The following is a 20,248-nucleotide window of genomic DNA, read 5'->3' as shown; positions in this document are numbered from 1 at the left end:
CCCGCCTGCTCGCCTACTTTCCCTGCTGATGGAAAGCAAGAGCATTGCGGTAGACATCAACATAGCGCACAGCCGAAGCATGCCAGGAGTAGTCTGCCGCCATACCACGACGCTGGAGGTCGCGCCAGATATCCGGGAAGCGATAAAGCTCTAGCGCCCTCACGATTGCCGCAAACAGCTCCCAGGGATCATAGCGGGTAAAGGTAAAGCCGTTGCCTTCGCCACTGCGCGGATCATATTCATGCACCGTATCAGCCAGGCCTCCTACGCTATGCACAATGGGTACGCTGCCATAGCGCATGGCAATCATCTGGCCGAGGCCACACGGCTCGAAGCGCGAGGGCATCAGGAACATATCGCTGCCACTATAGATACGATGGGCTAACTCCGTGTTAAAAGTAAAGAAGCTGGCCACTTGATCAGGATACTGCTGCTTCAGCTGCTGGAACAGCTCCTGATAATGGGGATCGCCAATACCTAGAACAACAAACTGCACCCCTTGAGCCAGAAGAGGATGCGCGATCTGCGCGAGGAGATCGAAGCCTTTCTGATCGGTCAGGCGCGAGATCATGGCCAACAGGGGAACATCGGGGCGTGTAGGCAAGTGGGCCTGCTGCTGGAGCGCTCGCTTATTCTCCGCCCGTCGCTCTAACGTGTTGGCATCAAATGTTGCAGCAATATAGCGATCATTGGCGGGATTCCACTCCTCGTAATCAATACCATTTAAAATACCAAAGAGCCGATCTTTACGGGAACGCAGCAAGTGATCCAGTTTCTCGCCAAAAGCGGGCGTCAGAATCTCCTGAGCATAACGCTCACTGACCGTAGTAATGGCATCAGCAAAAAGGATGCCTCGCCCCATAATATCGACCACATTCGCCAGCTCGGCGATCTGCGGATAGAGGAAACCGTTGGCCGCTACCCCGGCTACTTCGAGGATGCGATACCCAAAGATGCCATGATAGGCCAGGTTATGAATCGTGTAGACAGTTGCCGCACCTGCGTAAAACGGATCATGACGATAGATAGTATGCATCCAATTCGGCACAATGCCAGTATGCCAGTCGTTGCAATGAATAATGTCGGGTGACCAGCCGAGCGCTCGCATGGCTTCAAGGGCGGCGCGACAGAACAGAATAAAGCGCTCCCCGTCATCGGTATAGCCATAGACATTCTCGCGCTCAAAAAAGCGAGGAGCATCGATCATGTAGACAGGAATATCGTTACCGATTGTGCCCCGGCGCACACTCACTGTCGCCTGGAACTTATTCATGTCCACCGTGATACGCTCAAGCACCGGCGTGAGCTGAAAGCGCTCGGGATCAACCTGGCGATAACGCGGCATAGCCAGGCGTACATCATGCCCCAGGGCCTGCAGAGCTTTGGGAAGGGCGCCGACGACATCCGCCAGGCCGCCAACCTTAACAAAGGGCACGATTTCCGCAGCGAGAATTAAAATCTTCAACGGACTCTCACCCTGCATAACGTTTACCTGGTCTTCCCGTTCTCACACTCTGTCCCCCATTATACATCATCCAGCGCCCAAAAAAGAGAGCGTCGCAGGCCCTCTACAAGCATGATCACCTCGCGATTGGCGAGTGCCAGCCAGGCAGCCCTACGACGCTCTGAAGCTCGCTGAGCCTTGTCTCACACGATCAGCAGGCAACAGGGAGGCTGCGGATACCTTTGGGCCACATGCAACAGGCTTTCTCTTGCAACACCCTGCAAGCGGCCCGCTGCAGCCTCCCTGTTCTCATCTTCTTTGTTTATTTATACCTTGTAGCGATTGCGCACCAGGAAGTAGAACTGAAGAGCGGCGAGGAGGCCCATCAAGATAAAGACAATGATGGCATCCGGTGCTCCTTTGCCAGGGATCAGAAGGCCTGGCGTAAAGGTGATGTTAGGCTCTGTCTCACGGAAGCCAGGGATTGAGAAGAAAGCAAAGGCCGCGATATAGACAAAGAGACAGGTCCCCACGACGAGCCATTGACCGAGACAGCCAAGATTGCGCTCGCCCACCACCGCAAACTCACGCCGTGCCACGCTCGTCCAAATTGTGACCATGACCAGCGTGCCTCCACAGAGGAGCAGGGCAATCAGGGCCTCTTCGGGATGCAGGTGGGTCACCAGGGTCGCCAATCCCAGGATGGCGGCAACCCAAAAGCTTCCAATGATGACCATATTGCGGTTGGTGCGCCAGACCCGGATCGCTGCCATCAGCAGGACAAAGAAATTCATCGTCAGGAAAGCGTCAACGATGTATCCCGCCTGCTGCGAGAAGGTGCAGGAACCAGGCACCACCGACTTACGCGCACAGACCGTCAGCCAATCACCCAGGCCAGCCAGAGACCAACTGTGAATCCAGGTGAGCAAAGGATAGAGGAGGAACCAGAGCAGCAAAAAGACTAGACCGAAGGGCAAGAGATTGACCCCAACCGCGTAGAAAGGCGCCATGACCCGCTTGCGGACCGGGCGCATCAGGTAATGCAAGCGCAGGGCAAAGGCTCCCAGGGTCGCGGCCACAGCGATCGCCAGCAGTGTGCCCTCAATGGCGTTTACCACGAAGAGGCCGGTAATCATGCCACAGCCCTTGGCAAAATCAATCGCCGTGGGACAGGAGGGATTGATACGCGCCGCTAAGGCGTTGGGATCAACCAGCATCGAGAAGATCATGTAGGCGAAGAGCACTACACTGCCCAGTACTGTGAGCCCCCGGATCGTGGGCGTGGTGCCAGGATCACTGCGATCAGGATCGCGCTGCTCCTTGAGCGCCAGGCCGCCGTAGAACATGGCCGCCGCTCCGGCAATGAGCAGCACGACTGCGATCATGACAAAATCAATCGCTCCCGGCTCCAGCCAGAGGACATTGCCATCAAGGACCGGGTTCCAGAAGAAGTTTGCCGAGGGGAAGTACTGGCTGTTGGTCGTGACTCCTCCCGCCGTGACCGGCGTGAGCACCGCCCACAGAAGAAGAGCCAGCCCGCCAATGAAGAGCACGCCGCCCAGGCCAACAAAGAGCATGGGCGGTAGCACTGGCTTGGGATCAAAGAGGAGGACAATGACCTCTACGACAAAGAAACCAAGCAGACAAACCAGGCCAAGGGCAAGGGAGCCTTGCTCCATGCCTTGAAGCGTCGAAGCCGTTAGCTCGTCGAAAATATAGCCCGGAAGCTGCCCAATCAGCAAGGCTGTAATAAAGAAGAAGCCAACACCAAAGATCAGGGCACGTGCCCACGACATGCGCTCAGGCAGCTCCCGTGGTTGAACTCTCTGCATAGTTGCCAGCCCTTTCAACGACATGTACCACAAACAGTTGCGGCGACATGCTTGCTATGGGGCACGAAGCCCCGCTCTGATCAGAGCGCCTTTTGCCAGAAGCAGCAAGTCTGCAGAGAGCTTTCCCTGCGGATGATCAGCGAGCAAGCAGGCAGAGCCATCCAGTCGCTCGCTCCACAGCTCCCGTCTCCTAAGACGTGCTGCCGGCTGCCTGCACGGCAAAAGACGCTCTCACGCACATCTGCGCTGAAGCAGAGGCGTATCTACTGTCCCAGCACCCACGTGGCTGCCAGCCTATAGCCCGCGCCCTCTCTCAGCCTCACCTCAGCCTGGTTCAAAAGGGCAACGGTCGGAGCGCAGAGCCAGATGAGGCCGGCAGCCAGGCCAAGCAGGCCGCTCGTACCCTCATCATGTTCCATGACTAGGGCACGATGAGCAGTACAGCTACCATGCTTGGATGGTACTGGCAGTAGTAGTAGACCTTATGGTCTTTATTCAGATTATAGGCATCCATCGTCACTGTGTAGGTGAAGGTGCCATTGGTCAGGATCGGCTTCGACAGGCCAGAGTCGAAGATATTAGAGGCGATCTTCTTATTGTTCAGATCCTCTGTCTGCAGAGCCGTGACCGTATGGGCCTGCGTATCCTTATTGACCCAGGTAATTGTGGTCCCAACCTTCACCTTCACATAGATGGGATCATAGCAGGCCGGTGAACAGCTCGCCCCACTGGGCGAGGTCACGATATCGATCGTGATGTTCTTCTTCGAGGTCAGATCGACCGGGTTGCCAAATTGTCCGGCACTCTCCTGCGCCACCGCCGTCTGATAGGCCGTCGGATTGTTCTTCTGGATGAGAGACGGCACCTGGTCGAAGCCGTTCCCCGCCGGCAGACCATTGGCCTTCAGATAATCAGGATCAGACGAGCGGATCAGCTCAAAGAGGTACTGGATATCGATGTTGGTCAGCGGGCCCCCATAATCCTCGCTCCAGGCTGGCATGATCGCCACATTGAGCTGATTGGTATTCGTATTATAGATACCTGCACTAATAATGCGCAGGAGATCGTTATCGCTCAACTTATTGACCTGGGGATTATTATTCAGGCTGGGGCCGACCCGCCCCTGGCCCTTGGTGCCATGACACTGGAAGCAGTACTGAGCATAAAGCTCAGCGCCGCGCTCCAGGGCAGTTTGATGCTGCTGGGCCTTGGCCATCGCCTGGCCATTGCTCTCCATGATCCAAAAGACAGGGATCATCAGCGTAATCAAGGAGAGCATTATCAGCGCCCCATAGCCACTCTTTTCAACCGCATTGGTACGCGAATAAAAGAGATAGAGCAGGCCACCAACGGTCACCAGCAGCACGACAATGCCTATAGCTGCCTGGACAGGATTGATCATAAGCTCTACCTTTCCAAGAGTTTTTCCTGTGTGCTTGCTCTTTTCACCCGCTTTCCACCAGGGACCCACGCCAAGGCAGGCGGGCGGTATCTTCCTTTTGCTGACCAGAGCCAATCACTGACCAGTGGGACCGGGCAGGCAGCAAAGCGAGCCAAGCATAGCCACTGACCTCAAGCCGCGGCAGTCCCACTGCAGACAGGTTAGTCCGCGCCTGGTACCTGCTTTACTTATCTACCTACCCGCTACCCACCTGTCCGCCCGCTCAGGCGCGAGGCCGGGGGAGAGAAAGCAAGCTAGCAAGTAAGCAAGCATCAGGCGCAGGCAATCGTCGGCTCGGGGATCAGGCGCGTGGACGCATCGGGATGCTGAACCTTATTGTTCAGCTGAGACGTGTCCACGATCACACTTTCACCCTGGAAGAGAATGCGGAAGCGATCCAGGCTGCGGGGCGCCGGGCCATCGAGGAACTCGCCATCGACATTATAGTGCGAGCCGTGGCACGGGCACTTAAAGCTTACGCAGTCATCACGGAAAGGCACCGTGCAGCCCAGATGGACACAGCGCTGATAGAGCGCTATCCAGTACGAGCCATCGCTATCCTTGACAATCCACTCCGAATCCAGCTGATCGCTCAGCGCCTGACCGGAGAGCAGCAGAGGCGTGTCCTTCGCCAGATGAATCACATAGGTTTTGGCCTCCTGGCGATAGAAGACGGCAGCCTGATCGAGCTTGGCCTCAGAGGGCTTAGCGGCAGGAAAATCGCTCTTATTGCCTACATTAAGCGCTGAGCCGAACTGGCCAGCCAGATTCGGATAGAGCATATTCAACGCCCCGGCCACCGCAGTAGTCGCCGAGAGGCCCCAGACCGCCAGCGTGGCGCGGCGCAGAAAGCGCCGGCGCGAAAGGCGTTGCCGGGCAAGCTCGGCAGCCTCCGCGCCGCCGCCGTGGAGCACCTCGTACTGCTGCGGTGTCAAGGGTGGCTTATCTACATCCCGCGGCGGGAAATCCATACTCATAGAGAACAGATCCTTTCCTTCCGTTTTCCCAGAGTTTCCCTACAGGTCAAAGAAGAGACCTTGCCAGGGCCAATACCATACCCAGCCGGGGCCACGGAAGAAACTCCCGGCCAGAGTCACACAGGCCCAGAAGACCACAAACATCGTGAAGGTCACGATGGCGATCTTGCGGTCTGCGTAGGCACGGCTGGGATTGCGATCCACGTAGGGCAGGCAAGCCAGCCCCACTAGCACCAGCCCGGGGATGAGCACACCGGCAGTCGTTGGTGGGAAGTAGTGCAGCAGCTCCTGCAAGCCCAGGAAGTACCAGGGAGCCTTGGCCGGGTTCGGCGTGACGTTCGGATTCGCTGGCTCCCGCAAGGGCGCGTCGATCGCCACCGAGAGTAAGGTCAGCATGACCATCACGATGGTGGAGGCAAAGAACTCCCGCACCAGCAAATGAGGCCAGACAAAGACCGAGTCCTCCAGCGGTTTTTCAACGCGCGTGATGGCTTCCTGCCTCACTACCGCCAGCGTGCGATAGCGCCGCTGGGTTGCCGCTGCTTGCGTCTGTACCTTCGGCTCTTGTTCGATTGCCATTGTCGTATCCTCTCACCTTCTAATCCCTGAGCGTGGCTTCTCCCGACCCGACCCGACCCGACCAGCCGGGTTGCTCCAAGCGGCCACTGACCGGGCGGGTAGGTAGCCAGCCAGAGGCGGCAACGGCTGCTATTCTAATCCCTGAGCGGGTTTTGTTAGGCCGCGAAGGAGTGCCGCCCAGGCCACTCCCTCGCCTCGCGAGCAAGGGCTAGCCTACCTAGCGCGTAGCCGTTCGCGCCAGCCCTTGCTCAGCCTCTGCCAGGCGAGCCTCTAGCTCACGCCGTGGCGGCGGCGGCGGTCCTGCCGCTCCACCATCCTTACGGATGCGCCAGAAGTGCACTGCCAGCAGGATAGCTGTAGCCAGCGGCAGCAAGATCACATGCCCGACATAGAAGCGAATCAGCGTTGCCTGGCCGACCGCGGGGCCACCTACCAGCACCTGGTAGACTGGCTGCCCCAGAATCGGCGTGTAGGGAGCCAGGTTTGTTCCTACAGTGATAGCCCACAGGGCGATCTGGTCCCACGGCAGCAAATAGCCAGTAAAACTCAGGAAGAGAGTGCAGAAGAAGAGGCCCACACCCACAACCCAGTTGAATTCACGCGGCGGTTTATAGGCCCCATGATAGAAGACGCGGATCATGTGCAGCGTCACGGAGACGACCATCAAGTGGGCCGCCCAGCGATGCATGTTGCGCACCAGATGGCCAAAGGAGACCGCGCTGCTGAGCTGGTTGATGTTTTGATAGGCCGTGTGGGTCTCAGGGACATAATAGAACATGAGAAAGACCCCGGTCAGGGTCAGCACCAGGAAGAGGAAAAAGGAGATTCCTCCCATACACCAGGTGTATGTGATCTTCATAGCCTGGCGGCTTACCTTCACCGGGTGCAGATGCAGGAAGACATTCCCCATCATCACCAGTGATTGGTTGAGTGGGGTGTCCGGGTAGCCGTGGCGGAATATCGATCGCCAGAGCTGGCTCGTCACGATCTTCTGCGTGATGATGTCGAGCAAGCTCTTCTTTTCAGGTAGTGAACTCACACACAGTTCCTCCTGTTCTCATCCCTCAGCGAGCGTGACAACCATCTGAGCTCCCGCCCAGAGGTTCCTAGCGTGCTGCCTCTCAATTCCTCTGGGGCCTGACAGCATAGCGAGACGGAAGATGGGCGCTCAGCTGCGTGGCAGATTATACCACACCGGCTCTCCCCCTGAGTACCCCTCCCCACGAGGGTCGGTGGTATGCTCTTGGCCCGGCCCGGCCTTCCCTCTCCTCTCTCAGTAGGAAGAGGCTGCGCCGACGCCAGATGGGTAAGGCTTAGTCAGGCAGGTGACAGGCTGGCTTCTCCGTTCTTCCGCCCCCACGCTTCTCCCTGTCTGCCCTATGCTCACTTAGCCCTCCCCGGCTCTCTGTTGGGAACAAGCTGGTTTTTCTCTGCCTTCATTGTTAGATTACAGAGTTCTCCTGAGGAGAGCATCAGGTGTTTACCTGATTTTGCCAGTCGCTAGCTCGCTCACGCCCTTCTGATCCCTGGATTATGCTCCGTTCGATGAGCTTTGCTCGTTCCAGCCCCTTAAGTCAGGTGATCCCTTCTCTGTCCTTTCTCTCCAGAGAAGATTCTGCCTGTCTTCTGGGCAGAAAGGCCAGTAGGGAGGTTTCTTTGCTACCCGGAAGATTATAGCATGGGAACCCGAGGGGAGCATCAGGTAAATACCTGATTCTAGGCTGCTCTTGCCATTTCACTACTGCGCCGGCGGAGCCTATGCGCTGCCACCTTGCTGCGCAACCAGCGGCTACCATCAGCGCGGGAGTATCCAAAAAAACCAAGCTGATATTCATTGTTATTTAATTAGGAATACATTCATCATGTTTTTTGGCATTTAGATGAGAAGCAGAGAAAGAGAGGGTAGAGAGGGTTCAGCACGCTCTGGTTTGACAGGCAAGCCCCCCAACGCTACAATTAAAAAAGAGGAGGGAGGCTTTTCTCTGCCAAGCGTAGAGAGGTTCGAGAGCTATGGAGCGCAAGACTACCCTGGCCGGGTCGGGGGTGCAGAGCTGGCCACGGCTGCTGAGACCCCTCCTGAGCCTGCCTATCTTCTATAAAGTTCTGATTGCTAATAGCTTAATCATTTTTGTTGGCGCCACCGGCGGCACCTGGCTGGCCTCCCATTTGAATGATAGCCGACAAGGGCTGGCGACTCCTACCTCGTTGATCATTTTTATTACAGTGGGCTGGCTGGTGAGTGTGGCCCTGAACTTCCTGCTGCTGCAGATCGCTTTTCGGCCTCTAATGGATCTCGGCAAGGTCATGAGCCGGGTCCAGAAGGGTGAGCGCTCTCTGCGCGCTCCTCTGACCGGGCTTGATCCCCAGGCTGATCAGCTCGCTGCTACCTTCAATGTGATGCTTGAAGCTATTGATGAGGCTTCGCGCTTGCGTTCGACGCAGATTATCAATGCTCAGGAGCAGGAGCGCAAGCGCATCGCTCGTGAGTTGCATGATGAAACCAGTCAGATGCTCACTTCCCTGCTGATCAGTCTGGCGATCTTAGAGAAGTCGGTGACCAGCCCCGAGGCCCGCGAGCGCATCGCCGATACGCGCAATCTGGCTCATCAGACGTTGCGCGCCATCCGTAATCTGAGTATTGATCTGCGCCCTAGTGCGCTGGACGACCTGGGACTGCTGCCGGCCTTACGTTGGTATATTAAAGAATATCAACAAAAGTGTTCCATCGAGGTCGAGTTTTCGGCCACAGGCTTTAAGGGTCGGCTACCCGCTGAGATGGAGACCGTGCTCTATCGCATTGTCCAGGAGGCTCTGACCAATACCGCCCGCCATGCCAATGCTACCAGGGTCTCTATTGTCTTGCGGGAGGAGGAAGGAGCCGTCTACGCTACGATTAGCGATAATGGTTGCGGTTTCGATGTCGAGGCCCTGATGAAAACGCCGGGCCAGGAACGCGGGCTAGGTCTGGCCGGCATGCAGGAACGGGCCGTTCTTCTTGATGGCACCCTGGAGATTAAGTCGCGTCCTGGCGAGGGAACAACGATCGAGGTGCGCCTGCCTTTGCGCCAGAGCGACGCTGCGCCTGTCACTTACCCTGAGTTGACGCCTTCAGAGAAGCAACCGCGTGGAGGTCCGGTGAAGGTATGACTACGACAACCAAAGCCTCGCAAAAGATTCGTATTCTCCTGGCCGATGACCACACGATTCTGCGCGCTGGCCTGAAGATGATGCTGAATGCTCAGCCCGATATGGAGGTGGTCGGCGAAGCGCAGGATGGCCGCCAGGCCCTCCAGGAAGCGCTTCGCCTCCAGCCCGATATTGTGCTGATGGATATCACCATGCCCGATATGAGTGGAATCGAGGCCACACGGCAAATCAAAAAGCAGGTGCCTGAGACCAAGGTGCTCATTCTGACGATGCACGAGAATGATGAGTATATCTTCCAGGCCCTACGGGCAGGAGCCTCCGGGTATATGCTGAAGGAGGCCGCCGATACAGACCTGATTTCGGCGCTGCATGTCATTCAGAATGGCCAGGTCTATCTCTCGCCGGTGGCTCAATCGGTTATGGTGGGTGACTATCTCCAGCGTGTGCGCGCCGGTGAGGAGAAGGATAGCTACGAGAGCCTGACTGAGCGAGAGCGGGAGATTCTCAAGCTGGTGGCTGAGGGCTATACCAATACGAAGATCGCCGAACGGCTCGTTATCAGCCCCAAGACCGTTGACACACACCGCACCCACATTATGGACAAATTGAATCTACATAGCCGCGCCGAGCTGGTCAAGTATGCGATGCGGCGCGGCTTGCTGGAAGACTAGCAGCGCGGCGTGTCAATCCCGCCCGCCCAGCGAGATCTATCGGCTTGGCTACCGTGTGAGCCTCCCTGCAGGGCAGCGGCGAGGAGGGGCCAGCAGCCACCACCTTATACCTCGTCCTCATCGCTGAGGTCGGCTCCTCGCTCACCCTCCCCGGCGAAATACTCATCGCTGTAGAAGCCGACATCTCTGCCGACGTAGACGCTCACCAGAAAGTCGTCGCGCGGCATGTCCGCTGAAAGGACCAGATCTTCATCGATTTGCTCGATCAGTTTGGTCAGCTCAGCCTCCTCCAGCTCGCGTTCAAGGATCAGGGTACCGTGCACCGCCGTTGTGGTGAAATGGATGTCAATGGTACCAAGGCGTGTGCTGTTCTGCAGGCTATTACCCTGCATGATGTAATAGCCTTCTGAGTAGGGTGTGCGGAAGTGTCGTTCGAAACGAATGTCTTCCATAAGCCTGCCAGGTCTGCGCGGCGGCTGGGCTCTACCGCCACGCCCTCCTTTCTGATCACCAGATCTACGCCACACTGTCCGTCGATCGTGAAGCATGGGGAGCTATCCGCTATCCCGTCTCCCGGTACCTGACCTATCCCCGGGGGGAATAGGCCAGCACCGGATATCGCGCACATTATAACATAGTTCCGTCGCGATAGGGGATAGACAGATCACTTCTTCCACGCAAAGCCAGCCTCCCCAGTTTCGCCGGTCTCGCCCGTCTACACTTAGTTCAGAAAGCGGAAGGAGGCACGCACCGGCGCAAAGATCTGCTTTTCTTCATCTGTGTAGATTTTTTGATATGCAAGCTGTATAAATGTGTAGAGGTGCCCCGCATGCGTGGTGGCTAGCAGAGTTTCTGTATAACTGGCGCCCGCGATGGTCGCTGTTCCTCGCAGCTGCTGCCAGCTTGCGCCTCCGAAGGTTAGGGAGGCTTCCGGCTTGGCGTTTGTCAGACCTATCTGGCCCGCCTCCTTCTGGAGATAATGGGATAGGTCTTGTTCACCAGCCGGCGCCACCAGGATCACCATTTGTCCTGTGTGCGTGCTGTCACTAAAGGTAACCTTCCCCTTCTGATAATCGATCTGATAGCTCCACCCCTGCGGGTAGGAGAGCGCTATCCCGAGACGCTGATCGCTAAACGCGCGTAGAGGCTGAGTAATGAGCGGGACGCTAAAAGGCTGGTAAACGACCACCCAGGCGGTTAAGCCGCCACTGATGAGCAGCAAAGCCAGGATGAGAGCCACCACGGCCAGCGGTCGTCTGCGTCTCCGTGGAGCATCCGCCTGGGGTGCAGTTGATCGCTGGGTGAGTGTTGCAGGGGACTTTTCCACCTGCGGTAGAGCCGCGGTTTCCTCGGCCTCCCACTGGCGAACAGAGGCAGCGGCTCCCTGCGATGCCCGCCCGGCCTCGCCGCTGTTCCAGCCAGAGGTCTCCGGTGTCATGAAGGAGGGCGCCCCCGCCCCGGCTCCCGCGGCTGGTCTCCCAAAGAGGGGCGTCTCTCGCATTCCAGCCGGCGAGGAAGCCGGCCAGCCCGAGGGCGTAATCGGAGAGGCTGGGAGAGGCGTAACGGGCTGGGAGCGCCGCAAGCCTGCCTCCTGCCCCGAGCTCGGAGTTTGGACCGCGAGCCGCATGGTGTCGAGCTCATCAATACCACCGGCGCCGGAGCGAGGACTTTTCTGCTCAGCTTCGGCGATCTCCGGCTCCTTGCTTATGCCACGCTTCTGCAACTGCGGAGGACGGGGCGTCGAGGCCCGTTCGATCACCAGCCCGGGCCCAGGACTGGCCTTGAGCGGCATTGTGGGAAGATCGTCAAGAGCCTGCTGATCCTGGTCACGTTGCAGACCAGCCCGTAGATCCTCTGTCGTAACTTGGGCCGTAGGCTCCGGCGCCAGGACAGGCCTCTGCGGCGGTTCACCTTCGTACGAGGTAGAAGTCGCAACCCTATCGGCCTGGGGCCCCCCTTCCAACAGCGCAGCCGCCCCTGGTAGCTGCTGCGTCTCAGCCTCACTGGTCTTGTCCGGCTGAGGCATAATCAACGTCTCATTCTCTTCCCAAACGCGCACATGCAACTCACGCGGGGAAAACGAACGGGTAGAACGCGCTCCCCCTTCCGCTCCACCCTCGCTCTGAGCTGGCTCAGAGCGCGCTGCGGGGACCGCCGAGGTCGGAGCATCTGCTAGCCAGGCCCGACGCCAGGCCTCCGCCACCGCTGCAGTCTCTGATTGGCTCTCCAGAGGAGGCGACTCCTGCTCTTCAGCATGCGGGTCAGACCGAGACGAGGCAGGCGACGTTGAGAGCGAAGGACCAGACCCAGCATCTGACTGCACGGAGGCCGAGCCTCCAGATGAGCCTGACGCATCGGCCTGAAAAGTAGTTGCCGTCTCCCGAGGCAGGTCGGGAAAACGCTCAAGCGAGTCACGGCGTGGGGTCCTCCAGCGGCGACTAGCCACCTCCCGATCCAATTGATCTAACCAGGGCGGCGGCACATTCCCAGGAGTCGGCACCTTGCTACCTGGCTCCTGAGCTAGTAGAGAACCCTCGGGGGGCAACTCCCCACTAGTGGTAATGGAAGGAGCAGAGTGCTTCGTCGGAGGCAGAAACCGACCACAATTATTGCAGAAGCGTGCATTTTCTCTGGGCAAAGCTTTGCCACAATGCGGACAGAAAACGGCCACGAACTCCCTCCTGCATATGCTCGCTCCGGCGCGTAATCACGACCTGCCCGAGTTGGCGAGTCTGACAATACTTGATGGTACCTACGGTACCCGACCAGCCCAGTTTCGTCAAGCGCGATAGCCCAAAAGGAGCGTTATTTCAGGGTCAGGACCGCCTCGCGCTCAGCAGGACTGGCCAGCACCTGCTGATTTCTGATCAGCTCGACAAGCTTTTTGCGACCTTTGGGACTGCCAATCATCACCGCCCCAACGAGCTTGTTGTCACGCAAAAACAGCTTGCGGTAGTTCTCATGGCCCTTTTCGCCCGGTTCACGCAGCGAGACACTCTCTAGCTCGGGATTGTTCGACTCGGCAGTGCCAATAACAGCGATGTTGACATCAAAGAGTGGGCTAGTATAGGTAGGAACATCGACATATGGCTCATGGCCACCAGCCATGTTGATCCCAGCAATGCGGCCATGCGCTAAGGCATTATCCCAGGTCCCCATCGTATGGTGACGGCCAATCGTCGGATCGTAAAACTCGGCAACGTCGCCGGCGGCATAAACGTGCGGCACATTCGTTTCCAGGTACTCGTTCACTACCACCCCCGTGCGCACCTCGATAGGCGTGCCTTTGAGGAAAGAGGTGTTGAGAGTAATGCCTAACCCTACCCCGATGATGTCCGCCTGGATCTCACGCCCCTGCTTCGTCTTGACGTAGGCCGGCACGCCATCCCGTGCGACCACCTCACTAATCTCGTCACCGTGAATGACATTGACGCCAAAACGTCTGGCGATGGCGTCGACAATTTCCCCTCCTTCGGGGTCAAGACAGTTGCGTAGCCAGTACGGTCCACGCATGAGCCAGGTCGTCTCCAGCTTACGCATGGCAAAGCCGTCGCATAGCTCATAGGAGATGAAGCTGCCACCGTAGGCCAGCGCTGTGCGCGATTCGAGGATGCGCGCTATAATAGTCTTCGTGTCATCCAGGGTGACAAAGTTGTAGATGTGTTTCGTGCCGGCAGCCCCCGGCACCTGCAGCGGTTTGGCCCACCCCCCGCTTGCAATCAGCAGCGCATCGTAGGGGAAATGCTGCCCGCTCTCCGTTACGACAACGCGCTCATCTGTGTTGACCTCTGTTACCAGGGTCTCGGTCAATAGACAGATTCGGCGCTGCTCATGCCAGGCAAAGTCACGTATCATTACTTTCTGCTCTGGCAGCACTCCCTGCAGGAAACGCGGTAATGAGACACGGTTGTAGAGTGGATAAGGCTCGTTCGTAATGAGATGGATGCTGCAGTTCGGATCAAGTTTGCGGAGGGTCTCGGCGGCTGTGGTGCCGGCGATCCCGTTTCCAATGATAACGTACCGTTTGTCGTGCGTTGCCAAATGCCGTTCTCCTTGCCTGCGATGGTTTTCCTGGTCTCTGTATCATGGGCGATTCTAGCATAGTTCAGGCAAAATTGCTACTGGACTCTGCCGTCAGCTCTGCTGTGGCAGCTTTCTTCCCTTTACTTGCTTCGCTAGTTTGCCTATCATATAATTAGATTGTCAAAGTAAGTAAGGAGCGACCATGCGACCGGATTCGCTGGACGATAGCGCAGCGTTGGCAATGGAGCTGCTGGATATTGTCCCCAAGGTGCTGCGCCAGATGCACGCCGACGCGCTCAATTCCGAGGTTCTGGCTGAGCCTGACCGTGAGGATCTCTCGGAGATCCGTACGACGAGCGGTCAGTTGAGCCTCTTGCGCATTCTCATTGAGCGCAAGTGCTGTATGATGCAGGAGTTGGCCCGCCAGCTCGGGGTGACGCCCTCAACGGTGACGGCAATGGTGAAGCGCTTGCAGGCTCAGGGCTACCTTGAACGGAGCCGCGATGAGGCCGACTGGCGCACCGTCTGGGTGAAGCCAACGGCTCGCGCTCAACGCCTGGTTCAATTGTACGATCGTGGCCGCTTGGCCTCTCTCGAGCGCCGCCTGGCTCGCCTGAGTGAGACTGAGCGCGAACGTCTCGTCGCTGCGCTTCCCGCCTTGCGCCGCCTCATCGAGGGTTGATGAGGGGTTGTTTGCCACACGCTCTCTCACCCTGCTGCAAGCGCCTGTTCACTCTGTTTCGTTGGCTTCCAGCCCTTTCGCTCTTTTTGCGTGATTTCTCCTCCTTTTATTATTGTCTCGTTCCCTCAACAGGTACTTTAGCCAAAAGGAGAGAAGAAAGGTTTTATTATGCAGGCTTCTTCGGAGTCTTCTTCGACGCCTTTGACGCCAGAGATGGCCACTGTTCACGAGCAGATGGTGGCTCCCGCTGAGGCTCAGGCCGGCAACCAGAAGGATAGTTATCGCTGGACAGCCTTATCAGTGACCACTGTGGGCGCCTTGTTGGCCTCTATTCAAGGTTCGGCCTTGCTGATCGCCTTGCCTGCGATCCTGGTGGAGCTGCAGGCTTCGTTCTTTACGATTATGTGGACGTTGATGGGGTACCTGCTGGTGCTGACTGTCCTGACCCCTATCGTTGGTCGCCTGGCCGATATTTGGGGCCGCAAGCGCCTCTACAATAGCGGCTTTTTGCTGTTTGCCCTCGGCTCGCTGGTCGCAGGCCTGGCCCAGCCGCTCTTTCACGGTGCCGATTTGGTAGCAGGTCGTCTGATTCAGGGGATCGGGGCCGCCTTGCTGATGACCAATAGCACAGCGATTGTGACGGATGCCTTTCGCAAGGGCGAGGTTGGCCTGGGCCTGGGTATTAATCAGATCGCCGGGGCGGCAGGTTTCTTAATCGGCCCCATTATTGGGGGGTTGCTGACCGAGTGGTCGTGGCGCTGGGTATTCCTTTTTAATGTCCCTCTGGCTGCTTTTGGCACGCTCTGGGGCATCTGGCGCCTGCGCGAGCCAGTGCGTCCCGCTCGTCAGACTCCCATCGACTGGCTTGGCGGCCTGACGCTGGCGGTGGGTCTTTTTGGTTCCTTGCTGGCTCTGACGATGGTGGCTTTCCCGCTGCTGGGCGAGGCAGCTACTCTGACTATTCTGGTGGTGGGGCTGGTGAGCCTGCTCCTGTTTGCGCTGATTGAGCCGCGCATGAAAGCCCCGATTGTGCAGATCCAGCTCTTCCGCGAGCGCCTCTTTGCGATGGCCAGCTTGAGCGGTTTGCTAAATGGAATTGCTCGCGGGGCTGTGCTTTTCCTGTTGATCTTCTTTCTGCAGGGACCCTATGGGAAAGATCCGCTGACCGCCGGGTTGATGCTTGCTCCCTTCGGGGCCGCTTTTATGATCATCGGCCCGCTGAGTGGCCGGCTCTCGGACTATATTGGGTCCCGCATTTTGACACCGATCGGCCTGGCCGTTTCGGCTCTTGGCCTGCTGGGCTTGACAACGATTACTCCAACCACGCCGTTCTGGCTGCTTGCGCTCTACATGGCTTTGATGGGGGGTGGCTCCGGGTTCTTTGTCTCGCCGAATACTAATGCCATCATGAGCTCGGTTCCTCCCCACCAGCGCGGGGCCGCCGCCGGGCTGCTGGGCATGCTCAATAATACTGGCCAGATGCTCAGTATTGCGATTGTCTTTCCCCTGGCCCTGAAGGGGGTACCAATGCAGGCTGTGATGCAGGTCTTTGTCTATGGCGGCGGTATGGGCCAGTTTCCTTCGGCTCTGGCTACCTTTATGCACGGCTTACATGTGGCTTTCTTGGTGTCGTTTGTCCTGAGCCTGGTGGCCATGCTGGTGGCTGCTTTACGCCCTGCACATCGCTAAATATGCAGATATCAACGCAATAGCGATGGCTGATGACCGGTTGGGTTAGGGAGCTTTTCCTGCTGGCCTGCGGTTGGTCTCCCCGGTAGAGCCTTCCTTCTAGGCCAGCTCCCCAGCCGGTTGTTTAGTTACCTCTCTGCTGTTTTCTCTTTCTCTCTCTTGCCTCGGCTTGCTCGTTCGTGCCTTCGCAGCGATCACTCCTTCTGGCGCATTCCCGTGAAGGAGGACGTTTCCCTTGACAAGAGCCTTCTCTGGGTCTACAATAGAGACAGAATACTGAGAATGATTATCATTATTAGGTGACCCTAATGTCAGGGTCTGGGGAAACCGACGACTTTTATGAAGGAGACGCTCAACGCCAACGCTCAGGCGGTTTTGGAGGCTGTGCGCAGCAGCCATAATCATCCGACCGCCTTGGAGATTTATGAGGCTGTGCGCAAGGTGCGTCCTCGCATCGGGGTGGCGAGTGTGTACCGTATTCTGCACAGCCTGGCGCAGCAGGGCTTGATTCGCGAGTTGGGGCGCAGCGATGAAGCCTGTCGCTATGATGGGCACATCGAGCGTCACGACCACGCGATCTGCACGACCTGCGGGGCGCTCCTCGATCTGCCTGTTGATGTGCGCCTCTCGGAGGAGGCGCTGCGTATGGCAGCCCAGGCGGCAGGGATCGAGCTGCATTCTCATGAGGTGCGGCTCTATGGCCAGTGCGCCGCTTGTCGCCAGAAGGCACAGACAGAGCAGGTGAGACGAAGGGAGCCACCGCCGGAGGCGGCTGAGCTTGAATGAGCGCTAGCCTCGCTAGCCTCAGCTCATCCGGTGCTGATCCCGCAGGTTCGAGAATTGGATCAATCGATTACAGGCATGGTAGGGAGTCCTTTTATGCCACAGCATTCGGAGGCCGAGATCCGACAAGCGGACAATGAAACAACCGTACAGGAGGAGATGACATCAGACGTGCAGGAGGTCTTACAGCGGCGACCTTCGGAATTCGAGCGGGTGAAGGTAGAGCTGGCCGAGATTCTCCGCGGGATCGCTACCAAGAATACGGATTCGCGCCACTTCTTACTGCGCGTGGTTCAGCCAGGTCTGGCCGGGCTGATGGATGGCTCCGTCTCTACGCTGGCTCCTATCTTCGCTACGGCCTTCGCGACGCACCGACCTTTCACCGCCTTTCTGGTCGGACTGGCCGCGGCGACGGGCGCAGGGATCAGCATGGCCTTTTCAGAGGCGCTCTCGGACGATGGCGTGTTGACCGGGCGCGGTAGCCCCATTATTCGCGGCGCCATTACGGGTCTGATGACGTTTGTGGGTGGCTCGCTGCATACGCTTCCGTTCTTGATCACCCATCTGCAGCTTGCTCTGGCTACTGCCTATCTGGTGGTTGCCGCCGAGCTGCTGGCTATCGCCGCTATCCGTCATCGTTACTTTGGCACGAAATGGCTGGTCTCTATTGTGCAGGTTATCGGGAGTGGTATACTGGTGTTTCTGGCAGCTCTTTTCTTCGGGAACGCCTGAGCCGGCGCTCGCTCAAGCAGGCCAGGCGCGAGCTGCCTGGTAGGCCCCTTTCTCAGGAAGAGTGCCTCACAGCCAAGACAAGGAGCCTTAGCGATGGAGCCTGTACAGAGACCACGTGTGAAGATCTGTTGCATCAGTAGTAAGGAGGAGGCACGACTGGCGATCAGCTACGGCGCCGCTGCCCTGGGCCTGGTTTCGCAGATGCCGAGCGGACCAGGGGTCATTTCGGAAGCGCTGATCGCTGAGATTGCGGATACTATTCCTCCGCCCATCGCCTCCTTCTTGCTGACCAGTCTACAGGACGTTGAGGCGATCATTGAGCAGCAGCGTCGCTGCCGCACGAATACGCTGCAGCTCGTTGATCGCCTGCCGCCAGGAAGCCATCAGCGCCTACGCGAGGCGCTGCCTGGTATCGCCCTGGTGCAGGTGATCCATGTCCGCGGCCCAGAAGCCATAGAAGAGGCGCTGGAGGTTGCTCCTTTTGTCCATGCGCTGCTGCTCGATTCGGGCCGGCCCGACCTGCCGGTCAAAATCCTCGGTGGCACTGGTCAGGTGCATGACTGGACGATTAGCCGGCGCATCCGCGAGCTGGTTCCAATTCCTGTCTTTCTGGCAGGCGGCATCAGCGCCGAGAACGTGCGCGCTGCTATTGAGGAGGTTGCTCCCTTCGGCCTCGATCTCTGTAGCTCGGTGCGCACGGAAGGCCGCCTTGACCCTCACAAGTTAGAGCGCTTTTTCAGGCAGCTTGAGCGTTCTGGCTTGTAGGGGCAGGTTGGCACGTTGAGAGGCACCAGGCCGGAAGGATGGGGGCCGACAAAACGGAGCGCCAGCGAGCGCAAAGCAATCGCCGGCTAACCAGCCCCCCACTCGCTTGCCAGCCTCGATCAATCAATTAGCTCTAGTTTGCCCTCACTGACACTCCCATCGGCCTTGATGGAGAAAACGCGCGCGTAGGGAGGTTCAGGATGGTACTGTAGCGAAAAGATAATGTAGTAGAGGCCATTGCGCTTGGCCCACTCAATATCACGAGCAGAAGGGTAGGCCTCGCTGCGCGGGTGAGAATGATAGTAGGCGAACATCTCCCCATCATAGGTGTCGATGTCGTTGGCAATACGCAGCAAGTCCTGGGAAGAGATCTCGGAGAAATCATCTGGGTGCTCGGCCGCATTCGGGGTCGGGTAGTTCTTCACCACCCGACCATCCTTGCTGGCCAGCAGGCCACAGGCTTCATTGGGATAGCCGGCGGTGACATGGGCCACCATCTCCGCATACATTGTACGGGGGATACGCACAACAAAGGTTTCTGCTACCATAAGAGTTTATTCTCCAGATCTTCCTCCAGCGCGCCCAGGTCGCGCGTCCAAAGATCCTCACTGAGATATTTCCAGCCGCCATCGGCGAGGATCACCACAATCTTACCGTGTTCCATGCTGGCAGCCACACGTAAGGCTGCATGCAGAGCCGCGCCGCAAGAAGGGCCGGCAAAGATGCCTTCCTGATCCTTGAGCTGGCGCGTGCGCCGGATAGCGTCGATCCCTGAGACTAGAATGCGCGCGTCGAGCAGAGAGAGGTCCAGTACTGGCGGGACAAAGCCATCTCCCAGGCTGCGTAAGCCTTGGACGCTTTCCCCCTGCATAGGCTCGGCAGCTACTACCCGAATGGCAGGGTTATGCTCCTTCAGGCGGCGTGCATTCCCCGTGAGGGTTCCCCCGGTTCCCAGACCAGCCACAAACACGTCGAGATCGGGCAGATCGTTGATGATCTCAACGGCTGTCCCATAGTAGTGGGCATCAGGGTTAGCCGAGTTGCCATACTGGTAGAGCATCACGTAGCGCTCATCTTGGCGCGCCAGCTCCTGCGCCAAGCGCACAGCGCCATTGCTCCCCTGTGACCCGTCCGAAAAGATGATGTCCGCGCCATAGAGTTCCAGCAACTGGCGACGCTCGCGCGTCACGTTATCGGGCATCACCGCAACGAACTTATACCCTTTGACCCGCGCAATCATCGCCAGCGCAATGCCAGTGTTGCCGCTCGTAGGCTCTAGCAAGATCGAGCCCGGTGCCAGCTTGCCGCTGGCCTCAGCCTCCTCGATCATGCGCTTGGCGATGCGGTCCTTAATACTGCCAGAGGGGTTGACCCCTTCCAGCTTGGCGAAGATCTGCACGCCCGGTCGCGGACTGAAACTTTTCAGTTCGACCAGCGGCGTATTGCCAATGGTCTCCAGTATGCTGCTATAGCGCATGATGGT

Annotated in this window: 18 protein-coding genes; 7 read left to right on the top strand and 11 right to left on the bottom strand. The window is 58.1% G+C overall.

Annotation, left to right across the window (positions count from 1 at the left end):
- Window positions 1-13 precede the first annotated feature (13 nt).
- The 6 genes from glgA to extP form a co-directional block, all read right to left on the bottom strand.
- The gene (gene glgA / locus AC6H1L_RS17400) at window positions 14-1,465 is read right to left on the bottom strand and encodes a glycogen synthase GlgA (protein ID WP_497598736.1); all 1,452 of its coding nucleotides are present in this window, start codon (window positions 1,463-1,465) and stop codon (window positions 14-16) included.
- 305 nt (window positions 1,466-1,770) lie between these two features.
- Entirely contained in the window at window positions 1,771-3,276 is a 1,506-nt protein-coding gene (locus tag AC6H1L_RS17395) for a hypothetical protein (protein ID WP_497598735.1), read from the bottom strand.
- 421 nt (window positions 3,277-3,697) lie between these two features.
- Window positions 3,698-4,678, bottom strand: a complete 981-nt coding sequence (locus AC6H1L_RS17390; protein WP_497598734.1) for a c-type cytochrome — start codon at window positions 4,676-4,678, stop codon at window positions 3,698-3,700.
- A gap of 311 nt (window positions 4,679-4,989) precedes the next feature.
- Window positions 4,990-5,694 (bottom strand): QcrA and Rieske domain-containing protein, encoded by a 705-nt coding sequence (locus AC6H1L_RS17385; RefSeq protein WP_297164863.1) that lies wholly within the window; start codon window positions 5,692-5,694, stop codon window positions 4,990-4,992.
- Between the two features lie 39 nt (window positions 5,695-5,733).
- Entirely contained in the window at window positions 5,734-6,273 is a 540-nt protein-coding gene (locus AC6H1L_RS17380; RefSeq protein ID WP_052888330.1) for a cytochrome b family protein, read from the bottom strand.
- 217 nt (window positions 6,274-6,490) lie between these two features.
- Window positions 6,491-7,312 carry a selenite/tellurite reduction operon b-type cytochrome ExtP gene (gene extP / locus AC6H1L_RS17375; RefSeq protein ID WP_497598733.1) on the bottom strand — a complete coding sequence of 274 codons (822 nt, stop codon included), beginning with the start codon at window positions 7,310-7,312 and terminating at the stop codon, window positions 6,491-6,493.
- A gap of 971 nt (window positions 7,313-8,283) precedes the next feature.
- Here extP and AC6H1L_RS17370 point away from each other — a divergent pair.
- Both AC6H1L_RS17370 and AC6H1L_RS17365 read left to right on the top strand, forming a co-directional pair.
- On the top strand, window positions 8,284-9,420 hold the full coding sequence (locus tag AC6H1L_RS17370) for a HAMP domain-containing sensor histidine kinase (protein WP_497598732.1): 1,137 nt from the start codon (window positions 8,284-8,286) through the stop codon (window positions 9,418-9,420).
- On the top strand, window positions 9,417-10,091 hold the full coding sequence (locus AC6H1L_RS17365; RefSeq protein ID WP_297166318.1) for a response regulator: 675 nt from the start codon (window positions 9,417-9,419) through the stop codon (window positions 10,089-10,091). Before AC6H1L_RS17370 ends, AC6H1L_RS17365 begins: the two co-directional genes overlap by 4 nt.
- A gap of 104 nt (window positions 10,092-10,195) precedes the next feature.
- Here the strand turns inward: AC6H1L_RS17365 and AC6H1L_RS17360 are convergent, their stop codons facing one another.
- From AC6H1L_RS17360 to AC6H1L_RS17350, 3 genes are all read right to left on the bottom strand, one after another.
- The gene (locus tag AC6H1L_RS17360; RefSeq protein WP_297166321.1) at window positions 10,196-10,543 is read right to left on the bottom strand and encodes a hypothetical protein; all 348 of its coding nucleotides are present in this window, start codon (window positions 10,541-10,543) and stop codon (window positions 10,196-10,198) included.
- A 269-nt stretch (window positions 10,544-10,812) separates the two neighbouring features.
- Window positions 10,813-12,294, bottom strand: coding sequence for a hypothetical protein (locus tag AC6H1L_RS17355; protein ID WP_497598731.1), 1,482 nt, complete (start codon window positions 12,292-12,294; stop codon window positions 10,813-10,815).
- 602 nt (window positions 12,295-12,896) lie between these two features.
- On the bottom strand, window positions 12,897-14,132 hold the full coding sequence (locus AC6H1L_RS17350; RefSeq protein WP_497598730.1) for an NAD(P)/FAD-dependent oxidoreductase: 1,236 nt from the start codon (window positions 14,130-14,132) through the stop codon (window positions 12,897-12,899).
- Between the two features lie 184 nt (window positions 14,133-14,316).
- On the opposite strand from AC6H1L_RS17350, the gene AC6H1L_RS17345 reads away from it, so the two are divergent.
- From AC6H1L_RS17345 to AC6H1L_RS17325, 5 genes are all read left to right on the top strand, one after another.
- Window positions 14,317-14,796, top strand: coding sequence for a MarR family winged helix-turn-helix transcriptional regulator (locus AC6H1L_RS17345; protein ID WP_497598729.1), 480 nt, complete (start codon window positions 14,317-14,319; stop codon window positions 14,794-14,796).
- A 168-nt stretch (window positions 14,797-14,964) separates the two neighbouring features.
- The gene (locus AC6H1L_RS17340) at window positions 14,965-16,485 is read left to right on the top strand and encodes an MFS transporter (protein ID WP_497598728.1); all 1,521 of its coding nucleotides are present in this window, start codon (window positions 14,965-14,967) and stop codon (window positions 16,483-16,485) included.
- Between the two features lie 339 nt (window positions 16,486-16,824).
- Complete coding sequence (locus AC6H1L_RS17335; protein WP_497598727.1) at window positions 16,825-17,271, top strand: Fur family transcriptional regulator; 447 nt, start codon at window positions 16,825-16,827, stop codon at window positions 17,269-17,271.
- A gap of 93 nt (window positions 17,272-17,364) precedes the next feature.
- On the top strand, window positions 17,365-18,000 hold the full coding sequence (locus tag AC6H1L_RS17330; protein ID WP_497598726.1) for a VIT1/CCC1 transporter family protein: 636 nt from the start codon (window positions 17,365-17,367) through the stop codon (window positions 17,998-18,000).
- A 93-nt stretch (window positions 18,001-18,093) separates the two neighbouring features.
- On the top strand, window positions 18,094-18,765 hold the full coding sequence (locus AC6H1L_RS17325; RefSeq protein ID WP_497598725.1) for a phosphoribosylanthranilate isomerase: 672 nt from the start codon (window positions 18,094-18,096) through the stop codon (window positions 18,763-18,765).
- 119 nt (window positions 18,766-18,884) lie between these two features.
- Here AC6H1L_RS17325 and AC6H1L_RS17320 read toward each other — a convergent pair whose 3' ends face one another.
- Together AC6H1L_RS17320 and AC6H1L_RS17315 are read right to left on the bottom strand one after the other, a co-directional pair.
- Window positions 18,885-19,313: a M67 family metallopeptidase gene (locus AC6H1L_RS17320; RefSeq protein ID WP_497598724.1), complete on the bottom strand. Its 429-nt coding sequence runs from the start codon at window positions 19,311-19,313 to the stop codon at window positions 18,885-18,887.
- Window positions 19,307-20,242, bottom strand: coding sequence for a PLP-dependent cysteine synthase family protein (locus AC6H1L_RS17315; protein WP_497598723.1), 936 nt, complete (start codon window positions 20,240-20,242; stop codon window positions 19,307-19,309). Before AC6H1L_RS17315 ends, AC6H1L_RS17320 begins: the two co-directional genes overlap by 7 nt.
- Window positions 20,243-20,248 lie beyond the last annotated feature (6 nt).

The sequence above is a fragment of the Thermogemmatispora argillosa genome (genome assembly GCF_059696725.1).
This window is presented reverse-complemented; position numbering and strand designations above follow the sequence as displayed.

Coding starts and splice junctions, on each gene's coding strand:
- AC6H1L_RS17315 (WP_497598723.1), bottom strand. CDS start 20,242: ATGCGCTATAGCAGCATACTGGAGACCATTGGCAATACGCCGCTGGTC.
- AC6H1L_RS17390 (WP_497598734.1), bottom strand. CDS start 4,678: ATGATCAATCCTGTCCAGGCAGCTATAGGCATTGTCGTGCTGCTGGTG.
- AC6H1L_RS17320 (WP_497598724.1), bottom strand. CDS start 19,313: ATGGTAGCAGAAACCTTTGTTGTGCGTATCCCCCGTACAATGTATGCG.
- AC6H1L_RS17385 (WP_297164863.1), bottom strand. CDS start 5,694: ATGAGTATGGATTTCCCGCCGCGGGATGTAGATAAGCCACCCTTGACA.
- AC6H1L_RS17325 (WP_497598725.1), top strand. CDS start 18,094: ATGGAGCCTGTACAGAGACCACGTGTGAAGATCTGTTGCATCAGTAGT.
- AC6H1L_RS17360 (WP_297166321.1), bottom strand. CDS start 10,543: ATGGAAGACATTCGTTTCGAACGACACTTCCGCACACCCTACTCAGAA.
- AC6H1L_RS17335 (WP_497598727.1), top strand. CDS start 16,825: ATGAAGGAGACGCTCAACGCCAACGCTCAGGCGGTTTTGGAGGCTGTG.
- AC6H1L_RS17340 (WP_497598728.1), top strand. CDS start 14,965: ATGCAGGCTTCTTCGGAGTCTTCTTCGACGCCTTTGACGCCAGAGATG.
- AC6H1L_RS17365 (WP_297166318.1), top strand. CDS start 9,417: ATGACTACGACAACCAAAGCCTCGCAAAAGATTCGTATTCTCCTGGCC.
- AC6H1L_RS17345 (WP_497598729.1), top strand. CDS start 14,317: ATGCGACCGGATTCGCTGGACGATAGCGCAGCGTTGGCAATGGAGCTG.
- AC6H1L_RS17370 (WP_497598732.1), top strand. CDS start 8,284: ATGGAGCGCAAGACTACCCTGGCCGGGTCGGGGGTGCAGAGCTGGCCA.
- AC6H1L_RS17395 (WP_497598735.1), bottom strand. CDS start 3,276: ATGCAGAGAGTTCAACCACGGGAGCTGCCTGAGCGCATGTCGTGGGCA.
- AC6H1L_RS17380 (WP_052888330.1), bottom strand. CDS start 6,273: ATGGCAATCGAACAAGAGCCGAAGGTACAGACGCAAGCAGCGGCAACC.
- AC6H1L_RS17330 (WP_497598726.1), top strand. CDS start 17,365: ATGCCACAGCATTCGGAGGCCGAGATCCGACAAGCGGACAATGAAACA.